This window comes from Pseudoalteromonas sp. MBR-15 (genome assembly GCF_053628915.1).
Map to the genome: position 1 here is coordinate 1 of NZ_JBRJHH010000014.1, position 17803 is coordinate 17803.

Genomic DNA, 17803 nt, shown 5'->3' on the forward strand with positions numbered 1-17803 from the left:
AATTATCATAGCGTAGTTGCTTTAGCCTTCTCACTGATGTGGCTACCCATGTGGGTTGATTGAATTATGTACACCAAAGATCAACAGGCTCTAGTATTTAGTATTAAGAATATTGATTTCACTTAACATTATAGTCATATGTTTAGAAATGGGCGACAAAAGCCCTGTTAAATTGTGACTTTTGCAACAAACAACCTGTTATATATCAAACATAACGCGTGCAATGGCGCAGCTTTTACCTGCTAAAGTGTTAAATTGGTCGTGAGGTAGGCAGGGGGAATACTTCGCGTGTTTAAATTAATTAACACTTTTGGGGCGATTAGCAGTAAAAATGCAACGACAGTTTCATGCCGCGCCTTATGTAACTAGTTTGGCCTAATTGAACTTTCTTCATTCATTTTATTTACCGATATCTCGCTTTAATGCTATTTTTAACCTAAGCACTACTGCCACGATAAAGGACGTAAAATGGCAACCAAAACAATCGATTACTACAACCAAAACGCACAAGCATTTGTTGATGCCACGCTCGATGTAGATTTAACTCAGCTTTACGATGAGTTTTTACCGCTGCTGCCAAAAAATGGCACCGTATTAGATGCTGGGTGTGGCTCTGGCCGCGACGCCTTTATTTTTAAAGAACGCGGCTTTAGCGTTGATGCGTTTGATATAAGCCCCGAAATAGCCAAGCTAGCCTCAGAATACTTAAATCAAGAGGTGGCAGTAAGCAGCTTTCAAGACCTAAAAGACGTTGAAAAATACGACGGCATTTGGTGCTGCGCAAGTTTAATTCATGTCTCAAAAAACGACTTAACCGACGCCTTTAATAACCTAGCCCGCGCACTTAAACCTCAAGGTATTGTGTATGTATCGTTTAAATACGGCGACGGCGAGCGAGAACACAACGGCCGCGAATTTACCGATCTAAACGAAGTTGGCCTCGAAAGTATTATTAAAAATACCAATCTGTTTATTTTAAAGTCGTGGCAAAGCGCCGACCAGCGCCCAGAGCGCGCCTCAGAAACATGGCTAAACGCCATTTTGCATAGACGAACGCCAAAGTAAGTCTTTAGTCTTGCAAATTACAAAACGACAGTGCGGCATGCCTCGTTATGCCGCATTTTTAAACGAATCCCTCACATGTTAATTTAGAGCAACCACTTTATTCATCGATAAACCCTATATTTATCATGGCCATTCGTGCTAGATTGTTTTTAAACTTAATATCAGCTTAACGGCTCGTTATTTAGTATTAATAAATAACCATGGAGCGGTTTACTAATTTTAAGCCGCAGTAACAGGATTTAGCTTATGCGCTTAAAAGAAGCCCTCAGCGTTTTATCAAAGTCTTCATTAAAGGCATAGTTTGGATATGGCTATGCAGCAACAGCTCGACTTTATCGCTTATATTCAACGCATGCTGGTGGAAGGGGACTTTAGTGCCACTTACAAGTTTGCCTTGTTGCATGCGCTTGCTGATATCAGCATTGAAAAACAGCAAATAGATCCGAATGCGCAATTACAAATAACGTTTGATGAATTAGTCGAAAAGTTTATTGCGTTGTATTGGCATCAAGCATCTCCTTTTGGTGCCATTGGTAATAATAGAGACCAGCTGCTTTTACAAAATACCAATTCCAAAAAACAAGCCAAAATCATCACCACACTGCACGATGCAAAATTAAATAACATTACTTCAGTTAGCCAATTAAAAAAGTGCAGTGATTGGAAAAACATACGCAGAACAACGTTACAAACCATAAAAGATGGACCGTTATGGTTATTACAAAAGCTAAATGGCAAGGAAGAGTGTTTCTTATATCCTCATGTTAAAGGGCAGCAATACATTACCTTAAATGCAGGTATTGCCAGTTGCTTTAGACGCTTTTACGACTTAGTTGTGTACTTAGCTAAAAATGCATGGCTACAAAAAATTCAAAGTATTAAATACAACCAAGCGTTAATCGGCCCACAAAGCCAACTTCATGACTTTTTATTTGGCTTTGATCGCAATGCACTCAATAAAGCAAAACCTGTATTAATAGAACTACAACGCGGTCACTGCTTTTATTGTCAAAAGGCATTAAACAGCAAAACCGAGGTTGATCACTTTATTCCGTTTACGCGTTACGCCAACGATTTAGGCCACAACTTTGTGGCAGCTCATAGTAAATGCAATAACAGCAAACGCGATTTTTTAGCTGCGCAAGAGCACCGCGAGCGCTGGCAAGAACAAAACCTCGTTATATATAACCAGCATATATCTCGTGAGTTGAGCGATTACTTTAATTGTGATGCCGAAAAATCACGCTCAGTGAGCGACTGGGCGTATCAGGTTGCACAGGCAAACAGCGCCAAATTGTGGGTAGGCATAAATAGTTTCGAGTTTGCAGAAAGTGCTGTTTATCAACAGCAAAATAATGAGCTTGGTTTAGTGGCGGAAGGTAAGCCAAGTTATAACGTGTAGATAGTGAAGTTTAACGTACAGACCTAGAGTTTGCGTGCAGGATTTTTAAGGGATTAAAAACCTCTATTTGAGGTTTTATCGCGTTGGCGATGGCAACCAAAGAGAGGCTGCCGCCGACCTCTCTCTGGACTCTCTCGGCGCACCCGAGGATCACACTTGATCTTCAACTTACGTTAATGATGTGAACGTAACCAGCGTAGATAGGCCATCCATGGCCAAACTACGCTTTGTACAGCATCCATGCTGTAAATTACTCATCATTAACTTAGTTTCAGGTGTGATCACGGGGAATTGGAGTGTGCTGGTAGATTGGTGTTTATGGATGAAGATGAGAGCTTTCTCATAAATTGTATATCTGTATTGAAGGGAAGATCATACATCTAATACACTTCTTCTAAATCAATAGCAGCAAGACAGCTTTCAAATAAATCATCTAATTGGGTAAAATCAAATCCGTGAGTTAAAGCCGTTTCCTGTTTTAATCTGCGCCATTTTCTTAACTGACTTCGTCCACAATACTTAGCTATTTTTTCGATTGCATCGTCAATATGCTCGTTACTTTCTTTTGCTACGCGTATTAGCATTATTCTTTTTACACGCTTTAGTAAATCTTTTGTAGTATCAGGTTGTGGGCCCATATTGGGTATGTGAAGGGTAGCTATTTGAGCTTTTGAAGTTTCAAATAGTTTGAGAAAATTGTCTCGACCTCTAATTTTAAAAGCTAAAATAGGGTTGTCTTCTGCCAAGTCAGCTAATTTTTCATTAAGAGCTGGTATTACGCTCTCAGAAAGGTTCTCCTCTATAGAGGCTAGTTGCTCTTTGAATTTGCACTCAATAAGTTTAAGTACAGGGTTCTCTGATGAGATATTTTCTTCTGTAGGAGTAAATGAATTAAGTTTTTTGGCTGCATATTCATAATACTCTTTAGCGACTTCATCGATGGGTAAAGTTTTTAGCTTAATTGCGTGGCGAACCTCAAGCAAATGGAATAAGACTTTTTTTGCATTTCTTTTACTATCTCTGCGAGATCTATAAAAGAAAGCAACAGCGCCTGTTAATGCTATTATGAGAGCTACAGTAGTTGTAATTAGAGCTGAGATGATTTTAGTGTCTTGTAAAAAAGCTTCCATTTATAATTCCTATATAAAACTTATAACTAATCACCCAACCGCTAATTTCCCAGCCTCATGCCACATTTCGTTTGGCATGGTGCTTACTAATTCCCATGTTATGTTCATTGGCTGGCTGCCGCTGTGGCTTTGATATTTAACCTCGCCATAGTTCACAAATCCCATGGTTCGGCCGTTTTCATCTTTGCTTTGTTCACGCACAAACAGCAAGATGGTTTTGCCTGTTTGTTGGTGCTGAATGTAGCTTAGGCCGCGGCCGTGTTCTGGTCGGGCGCTGTTTTGCGTTTGCCAATGAAACAAGGTTGGGCTGATTGCATAGTCGTGATACAGCGTTGTTGGTGAGTAGGTTTTTTCGCATTTATTGAGCGTGACGAATAGTAGCTCTAAATTTTGTTCTTTGAACTCTAATACACCTTCGCGAGCGGTCGATTTTTTATCAAATGTATGCGCGCCGAATGCGGCTAATATTTGTTGGCGAGTGTAGCGGCTGTGCAATTTTATTGCATGGTTTGGTAAGCACGCTAAGTCACTTTCTTGTTGCTGAATACGATTTATTAAAAGTGTGATAACTTCTGATAACTCTTGTTGTAATAACGGGTTTTTTAGTGCTTGTAAGCTTTGCTTAAGGGATTTAAACCCTAAACTCTCACCTGTTGAATCCCAAAAGTTATAATGTGCCATGAGTGCGTATTGTTGATTTTGAGGTGTTATCTCAATTCTAAAGTCGCTGTTACATAAATCGCGTAAAAAGCACAAATAGCTCAGTGAATCACAGCTAAGTAATTGCGTATTTATAGCTCTGTAATAGGCACTATATATATCAACTTGATCTGCTGGAATATCATCGTCTTTTAACCAATGCCAACCGCCATGCCTTGTATCTTTCGGTTTATAAATATCTTCTAGTGTGACTTGTGGGTTTATACGTAAAAAGTTACTTAGCGTTAGCTCGTCGCTTGTATGATGAGAATAACTGTTTATAAGCTGTTGCAAACGGCGTTTGCTGTTTGTTGCTTGTTGTATATTACGTAGAATAGTTTTTTGCGTGCGTTCTTGTAGCTCTATACGACAGCCCAGCGGCAAGTGCGGAAAATTATTTTCTATTTCGGTTTTTATTGGCTGGTTACTTTTTCCAATGAGTGCGCGAAACTTATTGGCAAAGTCATATTCGGGGCGAGCGTTACCAACAAAGTCGAGTACAGTACAACATTGCTTTTGACTGTTGTCGGGTAAACGTAGGCCACGACCTAATTGCTGTAAAAATAGCGTTAGGCTCTCTGTTGGACGCAAAAAGAGCAAGGTATCTACTTCTGGAATATCGACCCCTTCGTTAAAAATATCAACGACGCAGAGTATGTGTATTTCACCCCGTCTAAGCGCCTGCTGTTTGTGTTTTCGTTCACTAGTATTTTTACTGGTAAGTACGTCTGCACTTATACCTGCAAGGTTAAACTTACTGGCCATAAACTCAGCATGATCTTGGCTTACACAAAATGCTAATGCCTTAATAGCGTTAATATTTGTAACGATGTCGTTGAGACTCGATATGATTTTATTCGCGCGGTTATTCTCGCCTGTATATAGCTTACTAAGCTCACTAATATCGTAACGACCGCCTCGCCACGTTACCGTGCTTAAATCTGTATCGTCATCAAGGCCAAAGTATTGGAACGGGCATAAATGGCGCTGATTTATGGCTTCTGGTAAGCGGATCTCTGCGGCAATAACACCACAGAAATCTTCTAATATATTTGCCCCATCTTGCCTTTCAGGTGTGGCCGTTAACCCTAATAAAATGTTTGGTTTGAAGTAATTAAGAATGCCACGGTAACTGTTAGCACTTACGTGATGCACTTCATCAATAACAATATAATCATAAAAATCAGCACTCAATTTTATGTTGTCGATTTGGTTGTTAAGGGTTTGAATTGAGGCAAATAATTGGTTGTATCTTTGAGGTTTGTAGTTGCCAACCCAAAGCTCGCCAAAATCATTATTTTTTAGCACTCCACGATATGCGCTTTGTGCTTGAGTGAGGATTTCTTCTCGGTGAGCAACAAATAAAAAGTTGGCATTTGGTTTTTTGTCGTACACGGTTTTAAAATCAAATGCAGATATGATTGTTTTACCTGTGCCAGTTGCAGCCACTACTAAGTTTTTAAAGCGATTGTGAACGCTTCGTTCAACACTTAGTTTTTCTAAAATAGCTAATTGATGAGTTTTAGGGGTTATATCAAAATAGAACTGGCTACTTGCTTGTCCTTTACCACGCTGTTCATTCAGTGAGTTTATTAGCTTTTCTTTACATTCAACTTTACCACTAAACAGTTCAAAGTCTGGTGATTGCCAGTAGGTTTCAAAGGTGCTTTTGGTTTTAGCGATAATATGCGGAATTTCTTGCGCTGTAATTTTTAAATTCCATTCAAGGCCGCTGGTGAGTGCCGAATGCGATAAGTTAGACGAACCAATATAGCCAGTATGAAAACCGGTGTTACGCATAAATAAGTAAGATTTTGCGTGTAAACGTTCTTGCTGATTGTTATAGCTTAGTTTTACTTCAGTGTTTGGTAGGCTTGCCAAAAACTCAACCGCTTTAGCATCTGTTGCCCCCATGTAAGAGGTGGTGATAACTTTTAGTTTGTTACCACTTTTGGTAAAGGCTTCAAGTTCATTTTTAAATATTCTTAGCCCTGTCCACTTTATAAATGAAACTAACCAGTAAATAGTGTCGGCCGATTTTATCTCACGCTTTAATTCTGTTTCGAGCGATATACCCGCATTCGCGCCACTAAATAATTCGCTTTGGGTAAGCCCTGTTAATGGAAATATATCTTTGGCGTAGTCTTTGAGGTTTGCTGCAATTGGGTTTTCAGTATTGAATAGTGCAGTGAGGATTCTGCCTTGGCTATCTATTAGGTTTTCACTTATTAGCTCATCATCTCGAATATGATCTTTAAGCCAAAAAACTAAGTTATTTGCTAGATTGATTTGCTCTTGTAAGCGATTATTTGAACTAGGTATAGCATCAATCGCGTGAGCAATTAACTTACCTAAAAATCGAGACAGCCAAGTGGCAGCTTCTGCTGATTCAAGTTGGCGTTCTCCGACATAAAACTGTTCACGATCTAGGTGTTGCTCGATTACTTGCGTAATCAGCTGCTCGTAAATACCAACCTGTTCCATAACGACTCCCTGTTTTCGAACAACCAGTTTACTAAAATGATTAATATAAACAAGCAGTAACTAAGACGTGTAGAGGGAATGCATCATGTTTTGATGCATTATTCGTTTAAAAGAAAATCAAGAAATAGTTCTTTACTCGGAAAAACGTTAAATGACTTTTTTCGATTTTGAGAAGTCTGATACATCAACCAATCGAAAGCTTCTTTTTTATATCCTTTCCCGTCGAAAACAATAATCACATTTTCCTCTGGGGCATTACTTAACGATTCATAAAAGAATGGAAACTTTTGATCAACAGAGCCACTCTGAACTTGTCTATGCGCTTCAACTCTTAGCAGTCCTTTTAACTTGTGATGAATTAAAAAAGTACTGTGTCTCGTGCCTCCATACATATCAGTGTATTCGGCTCTTTTAAGGTAGTGCATCGGGGAAGGTGATTTATCTTCACTTTCATTAAAACCCAACGAATTTAATTCTTCTTCCAACTCTGAGCAAAACCTTCTATTTGAATCTTGAGGTGAACTACTGTAGGCACCTGTTTCATTTATTTCTTTAAAGAGTGATAATTGGTTATCCATAACATTACCTTTTTAAAATTGAGTGTTTAATATACTAAATTATTATGTATAAATAAAAGTCACATCAAATAATTGTGCTACTAAAAATTTAATATGTTAGGTTACTTTTTCTAGGTTCTAAATTTGGTACAATGTAACTAACTTAATTACATTGATGTAACGTTATGAATAAATGGATTTTATTGCTCGCTATTTTACTCGTGGGCCAGAATGCGGTTGCTGTTGAGCAATATTCTCAAAGCCAATGCGATAGAATTAAGGCTGAGCGCGAGGGCATTCGTAAAAGAATGAATAGAAGTTACACCGCTGAGCAAGGTGAGCGGTGGAATAAGCGCTCTGACGAGCTGTTTACCTTGCTTGCTAAGTATTGTAAAAACCCCAAAAGAACATCGGGTAATGGTGGCACCCATACCTATCAATCAAGCCCTACTGCACTTTAAAATACCAAAGTACATAACTCCACGGTTTACAGTAATTCGTTTAATGATGATAAAAAACGCATTGCATGGGGACAGTTTTATCAGTTGCCTGAGCGATGCCGAGCTAAGAAAATAGAACAAGCTGATTTTGTATGGTGTAGTGAAAATAAATCGGAGCAAAAAGCCCTTTTTGAATCTATATGGGATGCAAAGCCTAAATCTGACTATAAAGATGTTGTCATTACAGTAAAGCCGACCATTACAGAAATAAACTCACCACAAAGCGCAGTTAAAACAACAGAAGAAAGTACACCCATTATTCAGCATAAAGTGCATGCTGTAACTCCTCAGTTAGATAAAATGAACGAGACCAAAATTTGGCAGTTAATAGGGGTTGGTTTTGCGGCTTTACTGTTTGTATTTGGTTTTTATCGGTGGTTTAAGGATTAATTTCTTCACCGTTAAAACGGCTCTTACGGGTGGTGGCTGTTAGGTATGGTGGTGTGTTTTTGTGTATAGTTGCGATTGAAAAACGCGCGAAATAAATTTCACGCCTACAAGGGCGGAATAGCGCCGAGGTGCGAGATTTGAGATGCGAGATGCGATGTGCGAGCTTGGAGAGTCAATCTTAGTGAGCTAAGCCTAGAGCGATACGCGCTATAAAATCGCTGCGAAAGATTCACTGTTAAAACGGCTCCTACGGGTGGTGGCTGTTAGGTATGGTGGTGTGTTTTTGAGTATTGTGGCGATTGAAAAACGCGCGAAATAAATTTCACGCCTACAAGAGCGGAATAGCGCCAAGGTGCGAGATTTGAGATGCGAGATGCGAGCTTAGACTTAGAGATTCAATCTTAGATATTCAATATTAAAGAGCCAAGCCTAGAGCGAATACGCGCTATAAAATCGCTGCGACAGGCTCCCTCACAACACAAGCAGCAAGTATTAAAGCGCTAATATTTCCCCCTGTAAGCTTGGTGAACCCGCAATACTTGTTTGTAGTTGCTCTATTAATAACTGCGCATTCGCAGAGGGTGTGCGCGAGTGAGCCCACAGGGCGTATATTGGCCTTGCTGGAATGCTGTGGGGCGTTTCTACATAACTAAAGTTGCGGGTGTCTTTTATGCAGCTAATTTCACTCATGGGCAGTATGCCTACACCGTAGCCTGCTTCGATCATTTTTCTGGCGATTGTAATATCAAAACAAAAGCTTATTTGTTCAAATTCATTTTTTAATGCGGTTAATAATCCGCTAGGTAGCTGCGACTCTGAATAGGGCAACACTAGGCGTGATGCTGGCGCCTCTTTCTTTACTATTAGCTTTATTGCAATCGCCCCTAGGCGTTTTTGAAAATAGCTTGAATCTTGTTGCTCGCCCACTCTAATCGCTAGGTCAAAACGCTTTTGGCTTAGTTGGCTATTGGCATTACTTGGGTAAATGTGGAGATTAAGCGCAGGGTTGGTTAAGGCAAATTGGTTTATTGCGCTCATGAGTGGGCCAGCAATGATATTTTGTGGGCAAAGTAGGTAAAAGTCTTTTGCTCCCGACGAGTCATTTAATTGTTTTAATTGGCTATTAAGTGCAAGCACTTGCTGACCGAGTTCATCGTAAAGGGTTTCACCTTTGGCTGTGAGTACAATGCCTCTGGCGGTGCGTTGCAGCAACGGTTCGCCAAGTTTGTCTTCTAATGCCTGTATGCGCCTAGAAAGGGTTGAAAGATTTAAGCCGAGATCTTTTGCTGTTTGGCTCATGCTTTTACGGCGCGCTATCTCAATAAATAAATGCAGATCATCCAGCATACGACTCCCTCAATCTTAGTTTGCATTTTCGTGACTGTTGTCACTTGCCCTGTGCAAATATAGTAACGCCAAGGAGGACATATGAAAATTCATTTTATTTTTACTGCGGCGTTTTCGTTCTTAATGTCGTTTTTATTATCGGCATGGGTTACATACGTGAATTTAGGCCTAAGCGATACGTTTATAGCAAGTTGGATGAAGGCCTTTGCTAATGCGTGGCCGGCTGCGTTTGTGGTGGTATTTACGGTGGCACCGCCTATTAGAACATGGGTTTTAAAGTTATTTAGTAAGGAATCAGTATGATAAATATAGTGGCAAAAATCACCCCTAAAGCAGCGTTATTCGAAGAGTGTAAAGGGCGTTTACAGTGCATTTTAGCTGCCACTCGCGCAGAGCCTGGATGCAACCGATTCGAGTTGTTTGCAAGTAAGGAGCAGCGCTGTTTGTTTTTAGTGGAGCAGTTTGTATCGCAAGCTGCGCTTGATGCGCATTATGCTCAGCCTTATACCAAAGCGGTGTTCGCGTTTTATGAGAATGCGTTGGCAGAGCCGGTTGAAGTTGAGAAAGTGGAAGAAGTTATAAACTAGAAATTAGACGCTAGAAATTAGAAGTTAGAAATTAGAAGTTAGAAATTTGATCTGACCCCGATAAAGTAGACACGGGGTTTAATTAACTTGTTCGTACTGCATTGGACTTTTATACCCTAGGGTGCCATGCCTTCTTACTGAGTTGTAGTATTTTTCAATATAAAAATAAGTTTGTGTTGTCATTTCACTACGACTCAGTTCATTTAAATTCTTTATCCACTCCTTTTTATACTGCGCGAAGAAGCTTTCTGAGCATGCATTATCCCAGCAGTTTCCTTTTCTAGACATACTCACTGTGACACCTCTATCAGTTAACCACTTCACTGTTTCCTTCGCGATATATTGAGGTCCTTGGTCTGAATGAAAGAGCAAGTTCGCACCATCAGGTTTGCGTGCTGACCATGCTTTTCTCAGTGTTTTAATAACTAACTCGGCGTTGTTTATCCGGCTTGTTACCCAGCCAACAATCTTACGGGAGTATAAATCAAGAACGACGCACAAATACTGCCAACCATCTTTACAGCGTACTTGCGTGATATCTGATACCCACACGGTGTTTGCTGTATCAACATTAAATTGGCGTCGTAATAAGTTACTCGCTTTGATTGTACCTTCTTTCTTCGCGCGGCTTGTATAGCGTCTCTTACCTGACTTTGAACGATAGCCAACGCTTTGTAAGAGCCTCTGTACACGCCCTTTACTACAATCGAAACCATGCGCTACCGCTGCCTCCCATAGCTTTCTATAGCCTGGGATACAGTGCTCCTGGTCGCTGATATGCTTAAGAAACTTAAGTAACGAACTGTTCTCTTTATAGCGCGTGCTAGGTACTTGTTTTAACCATTTATAATACCCAGCCGGCGACACAGATAACCAACTTCACAACTTCTTCACTGTGCGTTTGGCATCTGTGACCTTGTGGATATATTCGAACCTTATTCTTTTAGGCTGTCGAAGTAGACCTTCGCCTTTTTTAAAACATCATTCTCCAACTGAGCATCTTCGAGTTGCTTCTCAAGCTTGCGAATTTGGCGCTCTAAATCTGTGTATGACTTGTCTGGGCCTTGGTTCTTTAATGGCTTTGCTGTTTTCTTCTTCGAGGTCATGTGACTTCTCCAACTTGATAGCATGTCGGGATGAATATCGTATTTATTCGCGACCATCTTAACTGTATCTGTTGTGTCTAACGACTCTTGAACGACTTTTATTTTAAATTCGAGGGAATGTTTACGATATGGTTTTACTTTCATGATTACTGACTCCAAAAAGGTGTCTACTTTTATGGAGTCAGATCAATTAGACGTTAGAAATTTTGGGCGCTAAAAAAAACTAGGCTACTGGGGAAGTACTGCTATTCGTAGCCTAGTTTTACAAGGTTGAAACAGGTTAAAGCATGGTTAAAATTTGTTTGGCTTTGTCACGTGTGAGGCAAGCGGCCATGGGGCGTTTGGCAAATAATTTTGCAGACACGGTGTGCTCTTTGCCATTGTATTGATTATGCAGTGTTTGCACATTCACGCGGCACGTTACGGTGTATTGGTTTTCAACGTAGCTAATTTCAACGCGTTCTACTTTTTGAATTAAGTTTTTATAGGGGTAGCCTTCGTCGGTATCAAGCTGTGTTACAGCGGGTTGGTTTGCATAGCTTGCACTCGATAGGCAAATAAAGAGTAAAATGATGCAGTATTTCATAACAGTTATCCTTAATTGATGGCGGTTGGCTGTATGAGTATTACGTGAGAGAACAATGCTGACAAACGATTAAAAATTGCCTATGCTTAAGTTTTTATTAACCATAAGTGCATATGAAACTTCCCCCCTTAAAGAGCCTTTGGTATTTTAAGCATGCTGCAAAGCTTGGCAGCTTTAAGCTGGCCGCTGAGCAGTTATATGTAAGCCAAGCTGCTGTGAGCCAACAAATTCGGCTACTCGAACAGCAACTGGGTTGTGCTTTATTTACCCGTCATACGCGTTACGTTGAACTAACGCGTCAGGGCGAGCAATTGTTGCCTCATGTACTCAAGGGGTTTGATCATTTGCATACGGGTGTGCAGTCATTAAGCCAAGACAGTCACCCAAATACGTTAAACTTATCGGTGCTGCCTTCGTTTGCTAGTGGCTGGTTACTGGGGCGTATCAGCGATTTTCAACACCAATACCCAAACATAAAAGTACGTATTGAGCCTAGCGATCAATTGGCCGACTTTTCAACGGGGCAAGTTGATTTAGGTATCCGCTTTGGTCTTGGTAATTACCCAGACTTACAAAGCGAGCTTTTAACCGACGACAGCTTATTTTTAGCTTACAAACCGGGTTTAATTGATGTAACTAAAACGCTTAAGCCGCAAGTAATGGCGCAAAAACTAATAAAAGATATTTGCCCCGATGCCGAACGAGGTTGGTTAAGGTTTGCAGAGCAATTAGGCATGAACGCCGATGCGTTACCTTCGCTCGAAATAGACAATGCGGCATTGGTTATACAAGCAACCCTTGCAGGGCAAGGTATTGCTATCGTACGCCGACGCCTAATAGAAACGCAATTACAACTTGGGCAGCTTGAAATTTACCCCGACTTTGAATACCCATGTCAGTTTAAATACTATTTAGCGGGGCCAGCAGAGCATTTTACATGGCACAAGGTGCAGGTTTTTAAAGACTGGTTAATGCGCCAATTTGAGCTTGACGACGAGCAATTTTATAAGCATCAGCAGTCACTTTAATGACTAAGCGACATTATATTAATTCGCAAGAATACTTAATCGTTTTGAGGGATTAAACCTGTCGCTAGCGGTGCTTAAAATGTCTGATTTACGACGGCATGGATGCAGGAGGTAGCGCAATGTAGGAGCAATTGCCGAGAACAACTCAATAACGACATGTTTGCCTTGTTATCAACGGGATTTTATTGCCCCAAGATTGCTCACTTAATTAAATGAATAGGTATTACTGCCTGTTGTAGCAAGAATGATTTAATAGTGGCAGCGCCCAGTAGGTAAATAATGAATACGAGGAGCGTATTCACCTTAGCCATTATTTAAAGAAGAGCGGAGATTTAACGCAACCGTATTGAATTTTTAGCTAAAAATGGTACTCTGTTCCTCTCTATTTTACAGTGACGTAAATTAATGATTAAACGGATTTTATTCTCTCTGTTATTGTCGCCGTGTGTGTCATGGGCGCAAACAACAGCACCTTCAGTTGAATGCCACGCTATGGAAGCTGAACGCAGTGAACTGCAATCGGCACTGCGTAAAACTCACCTGCTCGACGAAGTTGATGATTACAAACAGCGCATTCAAAACTTATCTGATCGCATTGCATCGAATTGTTTAACCGAAGAGCAAATAGCTGAGCGCAAGTTCGCATTTTATAACCATGATATTGCTTACCTTGAAAATTCGTTAGCGAAACCCTTGTCAGAACAAGCATACATTAGCAAGCAAGCCGCATGGGACCGTTTTTATGTGATCCCGTCTCGTTGCCTTAATAAGCCATTGTCAGTGCAATATTTAGAGTGGTGTATTGAGAATAAGCAAGTGCAGTTTCAGCAGTTTGATATGCTATGGCAGCAAAAGAGCACCCAAACGGTGCGTTCAGAAGTGACATCTAACGACTCATTTCATGAGTTTAAATTACCCAGTAAAGCCGAAAGAACAAAGTTAAGTGCTGAGCGCGAAATAAAGCGCCACACCTACAAGAGTGACTCGTTTTTGCCAAAAAACATTATTCTTTTGTGTGTGCTGGCCGTGGCTGTTTTCTTTTCGTTGATATTTGTTTTTCATTGGTTAATGCGCCCGCGCACCACACTGAAATAAAAAGGGAAAGCACTGTGCTTTCCCTTTTTTATTTTAAAAAATCTTTATTTAAAAAACCTTAGTCGCTAGTCGTCGGTTTTGAGTTGTTTGGCGCGTTCTTCGGCGTCGATCAAGGCTTGAGATTTCGGCTGTTTAGCTTTGCTCTCTAACGAGGGTTTTTCTGATGAGTTTGGATCCCACGCAGGGTCTAGCGACAAGTTAGCAAACGGATTGTGTGGCTTACTGTCGGTATGCTCGTCGTTATCATCTTGCTGTGCGGGCTCTTGCTCTTGCTCGGTTTCTGTTAGTGTTTCATCATCGTTTTGCTCTGTATATTCAACCTGAGTGTGCTTAGGCTCTTCGTACAGTTCTTGCTCAAGTGCTTGTAACGCTTTTGCCAAATCGTCGTCGCTAATATCGTCGTCGGTGTTTGATGGCTTAGGTTCAGTGACTAGCGATGGCTGGTCGCTAAATTGATCGGCAAATGATAAATCGTCACCCATTAACGATGATAAGTCGTACTCTGGTACGTCATCTTTTGCAGGCTCGTCGTCTGACAGCGGTTCTTGCTTTGCGTACTCGTCGAAGCCAAATGATGAACTGCTAGTAAAAGCCGGCGCTTGTTCAAGCTCGTTATTTGAAAGCTCGTCATTTTCAAGCTCGTCATTAATAAGCTCATTGGTCAATGGCTCGTCGTCTGTAAGCGGCTCTTGCTTTGCGTACTCGTCGAAGCCAAATGATGAACTACTAGTAAAGGCAGGCGCTTGTTCAAGCTCGTTATTTATAAGCTCATTGGTCAATGGCTCGTCGTCTGTAAGCGGCTCTTGCTTTGCGTACTCGTCGAAGCCGAATGATGAACTGCTAGTAAAGGCAGGCGCTTGTTCAAGCTCGTCATTTGAAAGCTCGTCATTTTTAAAATCGCTGCTTTCAAAACTGTTGCTTTCAAGCTCGTCATTAATAAGCTCATTGGTTAATGGCTCGTCGTCTGTAAGCGGTTCTTGTTTTGCGTACTCGTCGAAGCCGAATGATGAACTGCTTAACAAGGTTTCAGCTTGCGTGGGCTCAGTATCTTTGGGCTCTGTCTCGCCGTTGTCGAGTTCAAGCTCATTAAACTGATCCGCATCGGCAAAATCAGTGTGTTGCTCGTGAAAGTCGCGTTCAGCACTAAAGCGGGCAAGTTCCGAAAGCTCATCGTTGCTGTCTTCGTTGTCTGTGGCTGTAAACGAACGACTTTGCTCTAGTTCACTCTCTATGTCGGGGGCTTGTTCTGTGCTTTGCTCTGCAAGTATCGCGGCGGTGGCCGATTTAAGTTCTTCGGCTTCTTTATTTGCGTTTGCGGCGGCTTTTAGTGCTTGCGCTTCTAGTAAGCTGTGTTCAAGTTCAGGGTGTGTGTCTTGTTGTTTACTTTTGCGTAATCGTACTATAAACAAACCCGCCACAAGCAGCACTAATAGCACGATTAAGCTGGGCATAAGCAGTGACGTTGACGAACTAGGCGCGGCGCTTTGCATCGGAGCTGGTTGTGGTGTTGGTGCAGGCTCTGCAGGTATTGGCGCGGCATCGACTGGTTTTTCTGCCTCTGTTGCTGACACAGGGGGTGTATCAGATACAGGCTCGCTTTCAAGGTTATCGGTTGAATTATTTGTCTGCGGCGCTGTTGTTTGTGATGCTGTTGTTTGCGGCGTTGCTGTCTGCGCCGTTGTTAGCGCTTCGTTAGTCTCGTTTTGCGGCTGCGGTACGCTCTGCACTGGCTCTGTTGTTTCAAGCGCTGATGCATTGGCAACAGGTTCAATGGCGGCTGCATCAGAAATGAGTTCTGGCTCTGATGTAGGCGGCGTATCTTGAGTTGCTTGCTCTAATTGCGTTACGTCGAGGTTTTGTGGCTCAGGTGCTGGGGTATCGTCAGCAATGCCTTGAATGGCAGCCGAGTGCTCTGTTGGGCTTACTGATTTGTTGGGGGTTATGGGGGTTGATTCTGCCGATTGCGCGGTTAACTTTTCAAATGCTTCGACATTGTGGACAGGCGTCGGATTTTTACAGTTCTTTTCATAGTTACGAGCTGCAGAGCGATAATTGCGATTACTCGTATTATTACGAAATTCATGCATTTGTTGTTTTAACAAAATGCACATGGCCTCATTATACTGCGCTTCGCTGGTGAAACTTACACTAGCAAGTATCAGTAAAAGTGTTGTTTTTATAATTGGCATAGTTTCCTGACCAGTAAGGTTAATCTGGTGACCCAAACAATGACTTAATTCTAAGCCTTGATAGGTTTTTTATCCACATTTTGTTAACAAATTAAAATAAATAGCTAAATGAATCAATCAATAACCATTAAAGCGCGGTACTCGTCGTAAGCAAATTGGTCGGTCATACCGCTAATGTAATCTTGAACAAGTCTGCAACGGTAATAAAACTCATAGGCTGCAAAGTGATCGGGCTCTGCTTTTAAGGCATCAATGGCTTTTTGGTAGCTGTTTATGTGTTTATTTGAGAGCTTTTTAACGAGCCGCGTTTCAATTAAATACTGAGGGTCGCCTTTTAAAACCCGTTTAAAGGCGTCGTGGTCAAGGGCAAGTAACGGTTTGTAGCAATCGAGCAAACCGCTAATGATCCGATAACCTTGCAGCTCTAGGCGCTCTACTTCTTTGTGGCAAAATACATGTTTAATGGCCACTTGTTTTAACGTGAGTGTGACGGCATGCAAGTGGCTGCGATCTTCCAGTAAGGCTTGGTTAAAGTCGCCGTGGTAAATGGCTTCAATATTGCCAACAAAACGCTCTGCGGCATAATTTACCAAGGGGTGTAGCAAGGTCACGCGTAGGTAAATAAAAAACTCGCTATTATAGTTATAGGGCTGCTCGGCGGCTTTACTCAGTGCGTAATCAATGGCTTTTTCAGCAAAGTCACTGTGCTTGGTGTCGTTAAGCGTGAGGTTTGTTAAGGTGCGCGTGTATTGCTCTTTTAATTTTTCGCACAATAGTTCAACGTTTATAATGCCTTTTTCTACAGCGTCTTCTATGTCGGCAAGGCAATACGAAATGTCGTCGGCTGCTTCCATTATGTAACTTGCGGGGTGGCGGCAATATTGCTCTATATCAAGCTCGGTTTGCAGTGCCTCAATAAAGGGTTTTTCGCTAAAGTAATAACCCACTTTTTTCATTAAGTAATTTTTGTCTTGTGGGATGTCTTTTTTAGCCATGCTGGCAGGGCGGGTGTACTTTAATATGCCGGCGCTTTGGCTGTATGTTAGGTTAAGTGAAAGCAAAGAATGAATAATGCGAATGCCTTGCGCATTGCCTTCAAAATTTTTGATGTCTTGTGCAAGGTGCTTAAAAATAACATGTATGCCACTGGCTTTGCAGCGTTCTGGCGTGAGCGACTCTAGGTGTTTTTCAAACCATTGGTTTATGGCGGCTTCGCCAAAGTGACCAAATGGCGGGTTGCCAATGTCGTGCATCAAACACGCCATTTCAACAAGGCTCTCTAAGGGCCTTTCTAGGCCTGCAAGGCCATACTCTTTTTGTTGAGCGTCGCTTAACTTATTAAAAATTGTTTGCACTATAAAGCGCCCCACTTGTTGTACTTCAAGAGAGTGGGTTAGCCGCGAGCGCACCGCTGCATTGCGTTCGAGAGGGAAAACTTGGGTTTTTTGTTGTAAACGACGAATGGCGGCACTGTTAATAATGCGCCCCCGATCACTTTCAAGGGCAGTGTGTAACGTGTTGGTTGAGCGCATTTCGCGCGCAGAGGTAATTTTTTTACGAAAGTCGATCATGTTTCATTCCCACGAGGCGCTTCCTATTAGGCTGCTCAGTGTTGTTATCAAAACTGCGATAGTTATT

15 protein-coding genes and 1 pseudogene are annotated in these 17803 nt (G+C 41.5%); 8 read left to right on the plus strand and 8 right to left on the minus strand.

Annotation, left to right across the window (positions count from 1 at the left end):
* Positions 1–468: 468 nt before the first annotated feature.
* Both ACSSVW_RS16710 and ACSSVW_RS16715 read left to right on the plus strand, forming a co-directional pair.
* Complete coding sequence (locus tag ACSSVW_RS16710; protein ID WP_454179749.1) at positions 469–1065, plus strand: class I SAM-dependent methyltransferase; 597 nt, start codon at positions 469–471, stop codon at positions 1063–1065.
* A 313-nt stretch (positions 1066–1378) separates the two neighbouring features.
* Positions 1379–2467, plus strand: a complete 1089-nt coding sequence (locus ACSSVW_RS16715; protein ID WP_454179751.1) for an HNH endonuclease — start codon at positions 1379–1381, stop codon at positions 2465–2467.
* A 380-nt stretch (positions 2468–2847) separates the two neighbouring features.
* Here the strand turns inward: ACSSVW_RS16715 and ACSSVW_RS16720 are convergent, their stop codons facing one another.
* The 3 genes from ACSSVW_RS16720 to ACSSVW_RS16730 all read right to left on the minus strand — a co-directional run bounded on the left by ACSSVW_RS16720 (position 2848) and on the right by ACSSVW_RS16730 (position 7358).
* The gene (locus ACSSVW_RS16720; protein WP_454179752.1) at positions 2848–3597 is read right to left on the minus strand and encodes a hypothetical protein; all 750 of its coding nucleotides are present in this window, start codon (positions 3595–3597) and stop codon (positions 2848–2850) included.
* Positions 3598–3627: 30 nt separating this feature from the next.
* The gene (locus tag ACSSVW_RS16725; RefSeq protein WP_454179753.1) at positions 3628–6780 is read right to left on the minus strand and encodes a DUF3427 domain-containing protein; all 3153 of its coding nucleotides are present in this window, start codon (positions 6778–6780) and stop codon (positions 3628–3630) included.
* Positions 6781–6878: 98 nt separating this feature from the next.
* Positions 6879–7358 carry a PD-(D/E)XK nuclease superfamily protein gene (locus ACSSVW_RS16730; protein ID WP_075593403.1) on the minus strand — a complete coding sequence of 160 codons (480 nt, stop codon included), beginning with the start codon at positions 7356–7358 and terminating at the stop codon, positions 6879–6881.
* Between the two features lie 164 nt (positions 7359–7522).
* Here ACSSVW_RS16730 and ACSSVW_RS16735 point away from each other — a divergent pair, with 164 nt between their 5' ends.
* Complete coding sequence (locus tag ACSSVW_RS16735; RefSeq protein WP_454179754.1) at positions 7523–7798, plus strand: hypothetical protein; 276 nt, start codon at positions 7523–7525, stop codon at positions 7796–7798.
* An 84-nt stretch (positions 7799–7882) separates the two neighbouring features.
* The gene (locus tag ACSSVW_RS16740) at positions 7883–8227 is read left to right on the plus strand and encodes a hypothetical protein (RefSeq protein ID WP_454179755.1); all 345 of its coding nucleotides are present in this window, start codon (positions 7883–7885) and stop codon (positions 8225–8227) included.
* 492 nt (positions 8228–8719) lie between these two features.
* Here ACSSVW_RS16740 and ACSSVW_RS16745 read toward each other — a convergent pair whose 3' ends face one another.
* The gene (locus tag ACSSVW_RS16745) at positions 8720–9574 is read right to left on the minus strand and encodes a LysR family transcriptional regulator (RefSeq protein WP_454179756.1); all 855 of its coding nucleotides are present in this window, start codon (positions 9572–9574) and stop codon (positions 8720–8722) included.
* 81 nt (positions 9575–9655) lie between these two features.
* On the opposite strand from ACSSVW_RS16745, the gene ACSSVW_RS16750 reads away from it, so the two are divergent.
* The gene (locus ACSSVW_RS16750; RefSeq protein WP_454179757.1) at positions 9656–9877 is read left to right on the plus strand and encodes a DUF2798 domain-containing protein; all 222 of its coding nucleotides are present in this window, start codon (positions 9656–9658) and stop codon (positions 9875–9877) included.
* Entirely contained in the window at positions 9874–10161 is a 288-nt protein-coding gene (locus tag ACSSVW_RS16755; protein ID WP_036972494.1) for a putative quinol monooxygenase, read from the plus strand. The genes ACSSVW_RS16750 and ACSSVW_RS16755 overlap by 4 nt, the downstream gene beginning before the upstream one ends.
* A 78-nt stretch (positions 10162–10239) precedes the next feature.
* Here the strand turns inward: ACSSVW_RS16755 and ACSSVW_RS16760 are convergent.
* Together ACSSVW_RS16760 and ACSSVW_RS16765 are read right to left on the minus strand one after the other, a co-directional pair.
* Positions 10240–11411: pseudogene (locus ACSSVW_RS16760) on the minus strand (IS3 family transposase).
* A gap of 136 nt (positions 11412–11547) precedes the next feature.
* Entirely contained in the window at positions 11548–11853 is a 306-nt protein-coding gene (locus tag ACSSVW_RS16765; RefSeq protein ID WP_036972957.1) for a hypothetical protein, read from the minus strand.
* 113 nt (positions 11854–11966) lie between these two features.
* Here ACSSVW_RS16765 and ACSSVW_RS16770 point away from each other — a divergent pair, with 113 nt between their 5' ends.
* Together ACSSVW_RS16770 and ACSSVW_RS16775 are read left to right on the plus strand one after the other, a co-directional pair.
* Positions 11967–12881, plus strand: coding sequence for a LysR substrate-binding domain-containing protein (locus ACSSVW_RS16770; protein WP_454179758.1), 915 nt, complete (start codon positions 11967–11969; stop codon positions 12879–12881).
* Between the two features lie 405 nt (positions 12882–13286).
* Entirely contained in the window at positions 13287–13976 is a 690-nt protein-coding gene (locus ACSSVW_RS16775; protein ID WP_141687249.1) for a hypothetical protein, read from the plus strand.
* Between the two features lie 65 nt (positions 13977–14041).
* On the opposite strand, the gene ACSSVW_RS16780 is transcribed toward ACSSVW_RS16775, so the two are convergent.
* Positions 14042–16165, minus strand: coding sequence for a hypothetical protein (locus tag ACSSVW_RS16780; protein WP_454179759.1), 2124 nt, complete (start codon positions 16163–16165; stop codon positions 14042–14044).
* 113 nt (positions 16166–16278) lie between these two features.
* Positions 16279–17736 (minus strand): dGTPase, encoded by a 1458-nt coding sequence (dgt, locus tag ACSSVW_RS16785; protein ID WP_454179761.1) that lies wholly within the window; start codon positions 17734–17736, stop codon positions 16279–16281.
* Between the last annotated feature and the right edge of the window lie 67 nt (positions 17737–17803).

What these genes read in the sequence shown, in the direction of transcription:
- ACSSVW_RS16710 (WP_454179749.1), top strand. Translation starts at nt 469, where the DNA reads ATGGCAACCAAAACAATCGATTACTACAACCAAAACGCACAAGCATTT.
- ACSSVW_RS16715 (WP_454179751.1), top strand. Translation starts at nt 1,379, where the DNA reads ATGCAGCAACAGCTCGACTTTATCGCTTATATTCAACGCATGCTGGTG.
- ACSSVW_RS16720 (WP_454179752.1), bottom strand. Translation starts at nt 3,597, where the DNA reads ATGGAAGCTTTTTTACAAGACACTAAAATCATCTCAGCTCTAATTACA.
- ACSSVW_RS16725 (WP_454179753.1), bottom strand. Translation starts at nt 6,780, where the DNA reads ATGGAACAGGTTGGTATTTACGAGCAGCTGATTACGCAAGTAATCGAG.
- ACSSVW_RS16730 (WP_075593403.1), bottom strand. Translation starts at nt 7,358, where the DNA reads ATGGATAACCAATTATCACTCTTTAAAGAAATAAATGAAACAGGTGCC.
- ACSSVW_RS16735 (WP_454179754.1), top strand. Translation starts at nt 7,523, where the DNA reads ATGAATAAATGGATTTTATTGCTCGCTATTTTACTCGTGGGCCAGAAT.
- ACSSVW_RS16745 (WP_454179756.1), bottom strand. Translation starts at nt 9,574, where the DNA reads ATGCTGGATGATCTGCATTTATTTATTGAGATAGCGCGCCGTAAAAGC.
- ACSSVW_RS16750 (WP_454179757.1), top strand. Translation starts at nt 9,656, where the DNA reads ATGAAAATTCATTTTATTTTTACTGCGGCGTTTTCGTTCTTAATGTCG.
- ACSSVW_RS16755 (WP_036972494.1), top strand. Translation starts at nt 9,874, where the DNA reads ATGATAAATATAGTGGCAAAAATCACCCCTAAAGCAGCGTTATTCGAA.
- ACSSVW_RS16765 (WP_036972957.1), bottom strand. Translation starts at nt 11,853, where the DNA reads ATGAAATACTGCATCATTTTACTCTTTATTTGCCTATCGAGTGCAAGC.
- ACSSVW_RS16770 (WP_454179758.1), top strand. Translation starts at nt 11,967, where the DNA reads ATGAAACTTCCCCCCTTAAAGAGCCTTTGGTATTTTAAGCATGCTGCA.
- ACSSVW_RS16775 (WP_141687249.1), top strand. Translation starts at nt 13,287, where the DNA reads ATGATTAAACGGATTTTATTCTCTCTGTTATTGTCGCCGTGTGTGTCA.
- ACSSVW_RS16780 (WP_454179759.1), bottom strand. Translation starts at nt 16,165, where the DNA reads ATGCCAATTATAAAAACAACACTTTTACTGATACTTGCTAGTGTAAGT.
- dgt (WP_454179761.1), bottom strand. Translation starts at nt 17,736, where the DNA reads ATGATCGACTTTCGTAAAAAAATTACCTCTGCGCGCGAAATGCGCTCA.